The sequence below is a fragment of the Thalassotalea sp. G2M2-11 genome, assembly GCF_017168195.1.
In the GTDB taxonomy this organism is placed as follows: domain Bacteria; phylum Pseudomonadota; class Gammaproteobacteria; order Enterobacterales; family Alteromonadaceae; genus Thalassotalea_E.
This window is the reverse complement of sequence record NZ_JADNYL010000003.1, coordinates 633,096-643,930: the sequence shown is the minus strand read 5'-3', so window position 1 is coordinate 643,930 and position 10,835 is coordinate 633,096. Positions and strand designations below refer to the sequence as shown.

General features: G+C 36.6%; 14 protein-coding genes and 1 pseudogene. 14 read left to right on the top strand and 1 reads right to left on the bottom strand.

Features of this window, described 5'->3' with window-relative positions; genetic code table 11:
* Positions 1-99: 99 nt before the first annotated feature.
* From IV514_RS13920 to IV514_RS13875, 9 genes and pseudogenes are all read left to right on the top strand, one after another.
* On the top strand, positions 100-729 hold the full coding sequence (locus tag IV514_RS13920) for an ankyrin repeat domain-containing protein (RefSeq protein WP_206485855.1): 630 nt from the start codon (positions 100-102) through the stop codon (positions 727-729).
* 3 nt (positions 730-732) lie between these two features.
* Entirely contained in the window at positions 733-1,293 is a 561-nt protein-coding gene (locus IV514_RS13915; RefSeq protein ID WP_206485854.1) for a CPBP family intramembrane glutamic endopeptidase, read from the top strand.
* A 126-nt stretch (positions 1,294-1,419) separates the two neighbouring features.
* Positions 1,420-2,295, top strand: coding sequence for an alpha/beta hydrolase-fold protein (locus IV514_RS13910; RefSeq protein ID WP_346776928.1), 876 nt, complete (start codon positions 1,420-1,422; stop codon positions 2,293-2,295).
* 198 nt (positions 2,296-2,493) lie between these two features.
* Complete coding sequence (locus IV514_RS13905; RefSeq protein ID WP_206485853.1) at positions 2,494-3,000, top strand: helix-turn-helix transcriptional regulator; 507 nt, start codon at positions 2,494-2,496, stop codon at positions 2,998-3,000.
* 247 nt (positions 3,001-3,247) lie between these two features.
* Positions 3,248-3,607: pseudogene (locus IV514_RS13895) on the top strand (nuclear transport factor 2 family protein).
* 128 nt (positions 3,608-3,735) lie between these two features.
* On the top strand, positions 3,736-4,122 hold the full coding sequence (locus IV514_RS13890; protein WP_206485852.1) for a hypothetical protein: 387 nt from the start codon (positions 3,736-3,738) through the stop codon (positions 4,120-4,122).
* A gap of 129 nt (positions 4,123-4,251) precedes the next feature.
* Entirely contained in the window at positions 4,252-4,725 is a 474-nt protein-coding gene (locus IV514_RS13885) for a DUF6265 family protein (RefSeq protein ID WP_206485851.1), read from the top strand.
* A gap of 388 nt (positions 4,726-5,113) precedes the next feature.
* Positions 5,114-6,493: a S41 family peptidase gene (locus tag IV514_RS13880; RefSeq protein WP_206485850.1), complete on the top strand. Its 1,380-nt coding sequence runs from the start codon at positions 5,114-5,116 to the stop codon at positions 6,491-6,493.
* Positions 6,494-6,724: 231 nt separating this feature from the next.
* A complete protein-coding gene (locus IV514_RS13875; protein WP_206485849.1) occupies positions 6,725-6,907 on the top strand; it encodes a hypothetical protein in 183 nt (60 codons plus the stop codon).
* Positions 6,908-7,061: 154 nt separating this feature from the next.
* Here the strand turns inward: IV514_RS13875 and IV514_RS13870 are convergent, their stop codons facing one another.
* The gene (locus IV514_RS13870) at positions 7,062-7,808 is read right to left on the bottom strand and encodes an SDR family oxidoreductase (RefSeq protein ID WP_206485848.1); all 747 of its coding nucleotides are present in this window, start codon (positions 7,806-7,808) and stop codon (positions 7,062-7,064) included.
* A 125-nt stretch (positions 7,809-7,933) separates the two neighbouring features.
* Here IV514_RS13870 and IV514_RS13865 point away from each other — a divergent pair, with 125 nt between their 5' ends.
* The 5 genes from IV514_RS13865 (at position 7,934) to IV514_RS13845 (ending at position 10,796) form a co-directional block, all read left to right on the top strand.
* A complete protein-coding gene (locus IV514_RS13865; RefSeq protein WP_206485847.1) occupies positions 7,934-8,515 on the top strand; it encodes a helix-turn-helix transcriptional regulator in 582 nt (193 codons plus the stop codon).
* A gap of 231 nt (positions 8,516-8,746) precedes the next feature.
* Positions 8,747-9,232: a hypothetical protein gene (locus IV514_RS13860; RefSeq protein WP_206485846.1), complete on the top strand. Its 486-nt coding sequence runs from the start codon at positions 8,747-8,749 to the stop codon at positions 9,230-9,232.
* Positions 9,233-9,271: 39 nt separating this feature from the next.
* Positions 9,272-9,562, top strand: coding sequence for a helix-hairpin-helix domain-containing protein (locus tag IV514_RS13855; protein WP_206485845.1), 291 nt, complete (start codon positions 9,272-9,274; stop codon positions 9,560-9,562).
* 141 nt (positions 9,563-9,703) lie between these two features.
* The gene (locus IV514_RS13850) at positions 9,704-10,243 is read left to right on the top strand and encodes a manganese efflux pump MntP family protein (protein ID WP_206485844.1); all 540 of its coding nucleotides are present in this window, start codon (positions 9,704-9,706) and stop codon (positions 10,241-10,243) included.
* 40 nt (positions 10,244-10,283) lie between these two features.
* The gene (locus IV514_RS13845) at positions 10,284-10,796 is read left to right on the top strand and encodes a thioredoxin family protein (RefSeq protein WP_206485843.1); all 513 of its coding nucleotides are present in this window, start codon (positions 10,284-10,286) and stop codon (positions 10,794-10,796) included.
* The last annotated feature ends 39 nt before the right edge of the window (positions 10,797-10,835 follow it).

Genomic DNA, 10,835 nt, shown 5'->3' with positions numbered 1-10,835 from the left:
GCAATTAAATAACGGACACGTAACAGTTGGCTCGGTTCCGCTTCGCTTCACATTTTAGCCAACTATTACTTAGCCGTTTATTGCGGCGTTAGGTATTCAATGAGATTTGCGTCATATTTCTGTATTGCTATAACGATCATGATTTTTAGTTGTGAAGCATTAGGCTCGAATATTAATAATGATCTTTTGCTATCCATTAAAGGCGACAAATTAAAAAAGTTTCAACAGCTTTTATTAGATGGGGCTGATCCGAATTACAGCGATGAAAAAGATGACCCAAAAAATCGACCTGTGGTTATGGAGCAAGCCGCAGTTCATGAGAACCCAATGTTTTTGCAGTTATGTTTAGAGCATGGTGCTAATCCCGATACTCTTGATGGGTACAAAAGTTCACCTGTAATTATTGAAGCAGCGAAGCATTCGCGGCTTGCAAATGTTAAATTACTTGTGAAGCATGGCGCTAACTTTAATCTTCAGAATAAAAGTGGCAATACGCCACTTCATTTGGCTATAGCTGTTAAAAACTATGATATTGCACATTTTCTGGTTTTAAGTGGTGCATCATTAAAGATCGAGAATAAATGGGGTTACACTCCTGTTGAGCAACTTGAAAAATTCGGGGATGCAGGAGTTAAAAAAGGTAGTAAATATTACGAGTGGTATATTAAGTTTGTTGCTCTGGTAAATAAAAAGAATACCATACAAGGCAATTATAAATGGGACGTCTAAAGCTTGGCTGGCGCTCATTCTTCGCTAATTTTAGCCAAGCTTAATACGCCCATATTGCGGCGTTATGTTTACAGGGAAGTTATGCTCAATTATCGATATCTATTCTTAAAAGAATTGCCATTTTTTGGTCTTTTAGCTTTTCTTACAACTAAAATCATTACAGGTTTCTATATATTTATTCACAACCTAATGGTTGTAGAGCAATGGCCGTATTCTTTGGTCTTTAGAAACCAAAATATTACTAAGAACCTTGAAAACCTAATTTCTCCTATCATTTTAGCGCCAGTGTTCGAAACACTGATTTTTTGTGTAATAGTTAGTCGCCTTTGTAAAAAATTAAAAATCACTGCTTATTACTTTATTTTCATCAGTAGTGCATTATTCGCAACGTCTCATTTGCTAGGATCTGGCAAAGGTTGGTATGCGTTTTCATATACTTTTGTCGGTGGGGTAATATTTTCCTACTTCTATAATAAGCAAAATGAAAAACATGGTGAAAATTTAGCTTACTTTTACACCGCTTTGGTTCACTCAATAAGTAACGGACTAAACGCATATATTTAAAATGTGAACATAACAAGTCATTGCAGTGCGGGACTTTTAACAGTTGGCTTTCCTCACTGCGATCGTTATTTTAACCAACAATAACAAGCCCCTGAATGGGGCGTTATATTTTTCAAGGAAGATTTGGTGAAAATTTCATTAAAATTAATTTCAACCTCATTAATCTCTATTTTAGTTTTAGTGGGAGCTGCAGTAGTTTCATCGAGGTATGTTGAGCACTACACTTCAGAGTTCATTGATCATGACATTTATTCAGAATATCTTTCAGAAGAAAGAAGAATATTTGTTCGATTGCCTGAAGGGTACGATAAACGCAGGAGTTATCCCTTAATAATAAAATCAGATGGTAATTTTAATTTAAGCCGCTGGCATGAAACTGTTACAGCGCAATCTAACAAAGGGTTAATTGAAGACTCTATTATTGTCGCTATCCCCAACTTGTTTTGGGTAGATACAAGAAATAGAGATTTAGTACCTCCGTATGCCAGAAAAGATGTTCAAATCGAGGCAAGACCAAATACTGAAAACTCTCCAGAAATTTTTGGTAAAGCTGACTTGTTTTTATCCTTCATTGAAAAAGAAGTGATCCCTTTTGTAGAAAGAGAATACTCGATTAATAATAATCGAGTGCTTAGTGGCTTCTCGGCCGGTGGAAGCTTTGTACTTTATACGATAGTGACCAAGCCTGAGCTATTTACGGGCTATTTTGCTTTTAGTCCAGCAGCTTGGTATGACAACTCAATTGTTGTACAAGAGTTTAAGAACGGCTTATCTAAACTTAGTAAAAAACCTTTATTTATGTATTTAAGCATTGGTGGTAACGAAAACGAGATTATCACAGGTTCATTTAATGGTTTATTGTCTGCAATAGAATCAAATGCACCAACAAATTTTAATTATGCATACCACTTCAGTGAAAATGCAGGTCATTCCGAAAATCCGTATTATTCAATTCCAAAAGCATTGCTGGCATATTATGAATTTAGAGAAAGCAAAATATAACAAGCCAATCAAGGCGGGACTGTTAACAGTTTGATCAGTTTCGCTTCGCTTCACATTTTAGCAAACTATTATCAGCCCCTTAAATGGGCATTGGTAGGTTAAATTAGCATTGTCGTATGACAGTCATGTGTTTGTCGTTCCTCGCTGGCTATGGTTAGGTTATAATTTCGACATAATGAAGATAGTAAAGGTATGCTCATGTTTGTTAGGTCTCTAAGACAAAAGCGCAATTGGTCTCAGCAACAACTTGCTCAACTAAGTGGTTTAAATATTCGTACGATTCAACGTGTCGAAAAAGGAGAGAATGTTGGGCTTGAAACATTAAAGTCTTTAGCTGCTGTATTCGAAGTTGATGTAGGTATGTTAAAAACAGAAAGCATCAACGGTAATGAGCTTAATACCACACAAAATAATAAAGACACCATGATTGATCTAGAAAAGAGGGAGCAAATGGCAAGAGCTGAAGTGAAATCAAAAAAGGGATTTTACATTTTAGTGTCGTTTTTATTGGGAATTTTTCTTTTTTTCTTTGTACCTAATTATAATCATGGAGAAAATCTTGGTGCACTTATCAGCATAGCTATATGTTTCGCTATGATCATCGGAGCGTATGCTATTACTGTGTTTCAGCCTTTTGGTGAAAAATGGGAAAAGAGAAAAATTAAACAGACCATGGATAGCTATGAAGAAGAAGGTAAGCTATAGCTACAATACGTTTAATTGTTTGTAAACGCTACATAACAAGTTCCAAAACATCAATTTGAGAAGTTTATGATCATATCAACGGAAAAAATTAATATTGCTTAGAAAAGAACGTGGTTGGTCGCAACAAAAACTAGCTGCAATTGCAGGTATTAGTGAAAGAAATATATCACTACAGTTTTAGTATTACCCACAATTGGCAGATACCTTCTATAGTTAATTCGAAGCAATTCAATTAGGAGAATTTGCAATGAAATTAGCTAACATAGTACAACGTGGGTGGGAAGCGGTTGGTGCTGGGGAGTTTGATACCTTAGTTAAAGATTATGTAGAAGGTATGACATTCATTATGCCTGGTCAAGCCAATGTTTTAAAAGGGCGACAGGAGTTTCGTTCAGCTTAGAATGGTCTTTGAAATATCTTTCCGCCAGGGTTTGAAATTCTTGAACTCAGGCAACTAGAAGGGGAAAGTGAAGTTGTCTCGATAGTTGAATGGAAATCCGATAAAATTAATGCTTCTCAGCTATCAGTTTTGTTCAAGTTTGATGGTGATAAAATCTATGAGGAACGCTGGTTTATAGACACAGAGCAATGGAAAAGTGCATTCTAAGTAGTAGAGAAGTAAAACACGCATTTCAAGCGGGACTGCTAATAGCGTCTCAGTTCCGCTTCACTATACAATTTTAACAAGCTTTTATTTAACCGTTCTACGCGGTGTGAGTTACCTTGGAGGTTTAGGTGTATTTTATCACCGCATTTGGATTACTGATGATGTGCTTGAGTATCATCATGATTGTTAGTCCAAGTTACTGGTCGAATGGAATTATAGAGTTCAGTAAAAAATCATATTTTCATTGGTTTGAGGTCATTACTCGGTTAATTGCAGGGCTTGTTTTTGTAAGTTATAACCAAACCACCTCGTATCCTCAATTAATATTAACTATTGGTTACTTACTAATTGCTGTTGGCATTGGACTTATAATCATAGGTTCAATTAAACATCGTCAATTTGCTATTTGGTCGGCTCGTAAATTTAAAAGTACATTTAGGTCTGCTGGCTTTGGTTCTTTTATATTTGGTGGCTTCTTGATTTATATATCAACTATTGGTGTAATCAGCAACTAACGAGCGCATCAATGCATGGATGTTTTTAGCTTGACTGGCGCTCGTTCCTCGGGAATTTTAGCAAGCATTTTTCGTCGATTCGTAGCATAAGCCGTTAGTTATCTTCGTCAATCATTGGAGTTGTGTTTAATGTTGAGAGTAATAAGCTTGGTACTACTGTGTTTAGTATTTCACTCAGCAGTGCAAGCAAATACTTGTAAGACGTTGGAATCATTAACATGGCTTGTGGGTCATTGGAATTCTAAAAGCGAAAAACTGAACATTAATGAATCATGGAAACAGGTGAGCAGCAAAACCTTTGAAGGCTCCGGATACACGTACTCCGTCGAAAAAAATCAAATGATAAGTGCTGAAACTTTACGATTAGTCGAAATGTCTGGAGAGATATTTTATATTGCTAAAGTAGCCAATAACGATTTACCTGTTGCTTTTAAATTAACAAGTTGCACAGCTGAAACAGCTGTATTTGAAAACGCTGAACATGATTTCCCAAAAAAGCTCAGTTATCAATTAACTAAAGATAAAAATATTACTGTTTTTGTTTCAGGAGAAAATGGAGAAGGCTTCTCAATCCAATATATTGGTGAAAAAGATAGTTACTGAGTTCGGGTTTTTAATTACCATCTTTTCTTTGCGTTTTGGCGCTTAGAGCGTATCTCGTTCAATCTTTACTAAAACTTATATTCGCATCCGTAAAATTGATGGCGAGGAAAAGACTCATAGGTGTTAAAATGTTCTAAAAATAGTAAATAATTTATATGCTTAGGTGAGCAACTAATTTATTGTCTTTTAATATTAATTAACTGTAGAGTTATAGTTAGTGCAGTGTCTACCTAATAATTAGCTCGAAATCGCCGTCAGTAAAACGGCTTGGGCTAAAACTCATTGGGTTTCGCCCAACAACGTTCGCATTTTCCTATTCGCTAGACGTTAGCAATCTGAAAAATCCATACATCATAATAATCACCAATGGAGTGAAATACTTTAATACATGAAAAAAACTATTCTTATCTTCCTTTTATCTCTTATTTTTACGTCTAATACCTTATTAGCTAATGAAAGTTTAAATAACCTTGAAAAAATTCTTAGCCCGGAACAAATGAAAGCGGATCTGAAGTCTTGGCGAGCTTGGTTAAATAATACGCATCCTGATCTGAGCATCCGAATAGATGATGTTGCTCATTTTGATGCGGCTATTAATAAAATTGAGGATGAAATAACGCAGCCAAAAAGTGTTAGAGGGTTTCTTACAAAAATATCTAGTTTAAACAGCCAGTTCAATGATGGCCACATGAATATTTTTGTGCAAAGCCAGACTAAGCTTATTAACGCGATTATCAACAAAGGAAAAGGATTATTTCCTTTTGAAGTTATTGTTAATAATGGAAAAGTTTATATCTTGTCTGAGTTAGGGGGCGCAACCAGTCAGCTCAGTATGGCTGAAATAATAAGTATTAACGATACACCAATATCAGATATCTATGACCTTATGATTACAAGAACGTATGGAGATAGTTCTAGCCATAGAGAAAGCTTATTATCAGAAAAAATTTCTTTGTATTACTGGCTTTTTGTGAATCAACCTGAGCAGTTCTCAATTGCTTATAAAACAACGGGTGCTGAAATTGAAAAGAGCGTTTTTAATGCCGCATTAATTCAGCCAAACGCATTAGCCAATGAAACGTTTGAGGACTTGTTCAAGTTTGAGTTGTTAGATAAAAAACAAGCCTTGCTAACGATCAATTTGTTTTGGTGGCAAGATAAAGAACGTTTTTATAAATTTACCAAAAACGCTTTTCAACAAATTAAAGATAATAATATTGAACATGTCATCATTGATGTTCGCAATAATCCAGGTGGTGATGATGACATGTGGAAGCAGGGGTTGTTAACTTATATTGCTGACAAACCCTACCGTCACACTAGCAAGTATACGAAAAAAATAATCGCCAAATATATGGATGAAGGAGAAACTGAAGGCGACGTTGTAACGGCTGACTATGACAAGTTTGAGAAGCCATCAAACGAAGAACCTTTAAAATTTAACGGTAAAGTTTCTGTTGTTGTTGGTAAAGTGACTTATTCTTCGGCAATTTTGTTTGCCAATACCATGCAAGACTTTGGCTTTGCCAAAATCGTGGGTGAAAAATCAGCGGGATTTTCATGGCAAACTGGTGGCATACAGTTTTTCAGTTTTCCTTATTCAGGTCTAAAAGCAGTAAGCCCAAGGTTTTACTTGGTGAGGCCTAGTGGAGAGGGTAAAGGATTACCTGTTTTGCCTGATTCCGTATTAAAGGACAATCAGCTGAATCAGCGTACTTTGATCAATGAAATCGCGAAAAACTATCTGGATGAACAGTTAGTTAACTGATCAAATCAGCTAGAGTTGTCGCCTGGGGGCTCCCTAACGTGCGCCCCTTTTTGATCCGTTGGACTTATAGCGTGGCAGCGATGTTTTTTTGATTCAATTTTCTAAGGAAGAATAGCTACATAAAAAATTAAAAATATTACAACTACCTCTCATTATTTTACTATTACTTTCATTGTCAGTATTATTTTCTTAGCATTTTTTGCGCGAAATATTAATTAAATAGGTAAAACAATGAATATATGGAAATTAATTTTAGTTTTAATAATAGTGCTTCCCTCAATAGCATTTGCACAGCAAAATCATCGACCGTTTGATATTAAAAACTATGATGATACCTCTTTTGTGTTAATTGGTAATGAATATGGAACAAACGTTGGCGCTTTTGTCAGTGATAACGCACTACTTTCATTTTAATTGATCCGAACAATTTCAATCGTTTCTTCTCTTAAATGTAAAGTAATTTTTACTGTTATTTTTATGTGATTGTTGCTTACAAATATATGAATGTTTAGCTTGACTGATGCATGTCGCTTGTAAACTTTAGCCAAGCTTATTTGGTTGTTTGACCCTAGATTTGAGCCAAACCTCCGTCCACTTGTAAATCAGCACCGGTAACAAAGCTTGCATCTGCTGAGCTAATAAATGCCACGGCTCGCGCTATCTCATCGGGTTGACCTACTCGTCCTAGAGGTGTTGCTCCTTTTACCTGATCTAAAATATTGGCTAACGAGGTGTCGTCAAATCCGAACTTTTGCAGAATAGGGGTGTCAGTAACACCTGGCGATATGCAATTTACCCGAATGTTTTGCTTGCCAAACTCTGCTGCGAATGAGCGAGTTAATGATCGCACGGCGGCCTTTGTTGCACCATAAGTCGCCCAGACTCCGGCGCCACGATTTGATTGAATGGATGAAATTAAAGTGATTGCAGCATTTTTATTAAGGTATGGTAGTGACTTCTGAACAGTAAAAAATACACCTTTTACATTGGTGTCAAAGGTGTTTTGAAAACTTTCCTCAGTCACTTCATCGATCGCCTCTGCGATGGCTACTCCTGCATTGGCGACAATCACATCTAACTTCCCTTGCTTGGCAGTGCAGTGTTGATAAAAGTTTTCGATATCGTCAACTGAAGTAACATTTCCATCAACACTTATATAACTGGCAGGATACTGTGTTTGTAGCATGTTGGGTGTATCAAAGTGACGACTCATAACAGAAACACTATGGCCTTGTTGTAAGTAGTGTTTGGCTATAGCAAATCCGATACCAGAGTTAGCCCCTGTTACTGCGATGTGTTTAGATAAGGCATTCATATTATTTGCTCCATTCATTAGTGTTTAATACGTAGGAATAACTGAGTAGAGTAAAGTGTCGCATTCTGATAGTTAGTTATCTATACTATGATGGAATATTTCCAATATAACGGATGTTAAGGTAAATGAGTATTGATCAGTTTGATGAGCCCAATGAGCTTAACTTTGATTATCTGGGCAGTTTTATACGTAGTTTTCGTAGTGCCAAAGGTGAGAGCTTACAGGTACTGGCTCATCGATCAGGTGTCAGTAAGTCGATGATTGCGCAAATTGAGTCAGGTAAAACAAGTCCAACGCTAGCTGTTTTGGCTAAATTGGCTCAGGCGATGGATATTAGCTTAAGGGATTTAGTGCAGCCACCCGAAGCGTTGTTAAACATTCATTCGAGCTGCCCTGAACAAAGCAACATTGTTAGTAAGAGTAACAGTGTTTTTGTATGCCATTTACTAGCAAATGAGAATCGACATTTTTCTACAGAAGTTTATCGTTTTTATTTTAAATCTGCGGGAAAAACTTCATTTGCCGCCAATAGCCCATCTTCTCTAAAGCATGTCTGGTTAGAACAAGGTAGTTTGACAGTGTTTATTGCGGATAAGCGTATTGTTATTTCTGCGCAAACGCTAACAACATTTAATGCTTCAATACCGCACCGCTTTGAAAGCTTAGCCCCAAATTTGGCGAAAGGCTTATTCTTTGTTGCGTATTAGGGCGTATCAACCTTTGTTTGTATTGTCGACAATAGCTTGGTTTAGTGACAATGAAAACGTAATTGAAATAGCGGTTAAAGCTGATAATTATACCTCTTAAATTTTGACAACGGTTTATTGAACAAAGATATCTTCTGTTGTTTTGTATTCGGTACCTGTTTTACTATGTTATAAATAGGGTGTTACATTTTTTAGAAAATATTATGTCTAGCATTATAAGGAACGTTTTGCATGTCTCGTCAATCACTAAAGTTAATTCTGCTCGCTGTCATTGTTGTCGGGATATCCTTTAGCTTTGTACCGTTGATCGCATCTTTAAAACCGAGTGAGAATAGTTTAAACAAAGCGCCTCATATTGATCTTTCTTTAGTTCAAAAAGGTCAAACGGTAGAATTTTCAGTGCCTCAATTTAAAGTTATTATTTCAAAACACGATAATGAACAAATTACAGCCTTTGCAATACCATCTAAAGATGGAATTTATCTATTGCCTGAGTTTGATTGGCAACGTCCAATGTTACCATGTAAGTCTTTTATTCAAAATGAAAACTACCAGTGTGTAGATACAATAGATAAAGAGCCTGTATGGTTTAACTTTATGGAATGGGATAAAAGCGGTAAATACATTGGAGAAAATAAATGGGGTAAAGAAATACCAGATTTGATAACTCCTAAATACAAAATAGCAGCAGGGCAGTTTATATATCTAGGTGTGTAGTGCTGTTCTTAGTGTGTCGTTATAAAATTAAGATGTTAAATGAATCCAAGTAAAGTTATTCGTGAACAAGTGAAAAAGCTGACTGACTTGCCAAATATAGGTAAGGCAAGTGCTCAAGATCTTGAGTTGCTAGGGATAGAAAAACCGAGCGACCTTGTGGGGCAAGATCCTTATGAACTGTATGATCGTCTGTGTAAAATAACAGATACTAGACATGACCCTTGCGTTATTGATGTCTTTATTTCAGTGACTCGCTTTATCCAAGGTGATGAGCCTAAGCCTTGGTGGTATTACACGGCGGAACGTAAACGAGCTCAATCTCAACGATAAAATAGCCTTTATCTTGACAATTAATTAGGTAACGTTAGCCAGTTTATGCTTTCAACACATTAATAACATTGAATAAATTGTTAAGTACTGTTTTATCTGTCAAAATTTATCAGATTTTAAGCGTTTAAGAAAGAGAACTAAATGATTGAAGTTTTAGTGTTAGCGATAGCGCTGAGCATGGATGCGTTTGCTGTATCTATTGGCCTAGGCGCAAAACATGAACATAAGCCAGTTACACTCGCCGTGCTCGCTGCGGTTTATTTTGGTTTATTTCAAGCATTCATGCCATTGATTGGTTTTTTGGGCGGCAAAGGTGTATTTGTATGGGTAGAAAATTACGCGCATTGGCTGGCGTTTTTTCTGCTGTTGTTAATTGGCGGGAAAATGCTTTATGAGTCACTGTCTGAAGGTATTGAAGAAGATATAGCGCAGATCACCCATAGAGTCTTATTAATTTTAGCGATTGCGACAAGTATTGATGCCATGGCTGCGGGTTTTACCTTAACTTTGCTGGAGGTTAACCCATTTATTGCTTGTGCCATTATTGGTGTGACCACCATGGTTTTTAGCTACATTGGTGTGTTTGTCGGGGCTCGTAGTGGTACCTTTTTAGAGAGCAAAGCCGAGTGTTTAGGAGGCGTGGTGTTGATTTTAATTGGTTTCAAAGTGTTATTGTTTTAGCGGTGCGTAGCTAACTACTTATGTATGTAAAGGAGCAAAAATGAGTCTTGGGGAACAAATTACGGCTAAGCTAAACTCAATAGAAAGCTTTAATGAAAACAGTGCTAATTATCTGTTTCCTGTAAAGATCCTAGGTTGGATCGTACTTTTTATTGCGCTAATTATTACCAATATCATAGCAATCATTCAATGGCCTGTTGTGGTGATAGTTCGCAAGTTTAATCAGTCATCACCAGCTGTAGGTGAGCCGATAAATGTTCGCTCAGCGCAAGAGTTACAAGCGTTAATAGCTCAGCATGAGCAAGTGTTAGTTGATTTTTGGGCGCAGTGGTGCGGCCCATGTTTATTGATGAACAACACCTTGAATGAATTGGCACACAGGCATGCGGATGATTTGCTGGTAGTAAAAGTAGATGTTTCTTTAAATTCTTCGCTCAGTCAGTTGTACGGAGTTCGAGGATTACCGACTGTCATCGTCTTTAATAACGGCGAAGAAGCTGCAAGAAAAAGTGGCGCGTTAACGATGCAACAATTGCAAGGGTTAATAAAATAACGCTTTGGTGCCAATAGATGATTTTTGCTAATAATTACA

Excerpts from the sequence above, each read along its gene's own strand:
- IV514_RS13855 (WP_206485845.1), top strand. The coding sequence starts at position 9,272 with ATGAATCCAAGTAAAGTTATTCGTGAACAAGTGAAAAAGCTGACTGAC.
- IV514_RS13880 (WP_206485850.1), top strand. The coding sequence starts at position 5,114 with ATGAAAAAAACTATTCTTATCTTCCTTTTATCTCTTATTTTTACGTCT.
- IV514_RS13860 (WP_206485846.1), top strand. The coding sequence starts at position 8,747 with ATGTCTCGTCAATCACTAAAGTTAATTCTGCTCGCTGTCATTGTTGTC.
- IV514_RS13850 (WP_206485844.1), top strand. The coding sequence starts at position 9,704 with ATGATTGAAGTTTTAGTGTTAGCGATAGCGCTGAGCATGGATGCGTTT.
- IV514_RS13885 (WP_206485851.1), top strand. The coding sequence starts at position 4,252 with ATGTTGAGAGTAATAAGCTTGGTACTACTGTGTTTAGTATTTCACTCA.
- IV514_RS13920 (WP_206485855.1), top strand. The coding sequence starts at position 100 with ATGAGATTTGCGTCATATTTCTGTATTGCTATAACGATCATGATTTTT.
- IV514_RS13905 (WP_206485853.1), top strand. The coding sequence starts at position 2,494 with ATGTTTGTTAGGTCTCTAAGACAAAAGCGCAATTGGTCTCAGCAACAA.
- IV514_RS13875 (WP_206485849.1), top strand. The coding sequence starts at position 6,725 with ATGAATATATGGAAATTAATTTTAGTTTTAATAATAGTGCTTCCCTCA.
- IV514_RS13845 (WP_206485843.1), top strand. The coding sequence starts at position 10,284 with ATGAGTCTTGGGGAACAAATTACGGCTAAGCTAAACTCAATAGAAAGC.
- IV514_RS13865 (WP_206485847.1), top strand. The coding sequence starts at position 7,934 with ATGAGTATTGATCAGTTTGATGAGCCCAATGAGCTTAACTTTGATTAT.
- IV514_RS13870 (WP_206485848.1), bottom strand. The coding sequence starts at position 7,808 with ATGAATGCCTTATCTAAACACATCGCAGTAACAGGGGCTAACTCTGGT.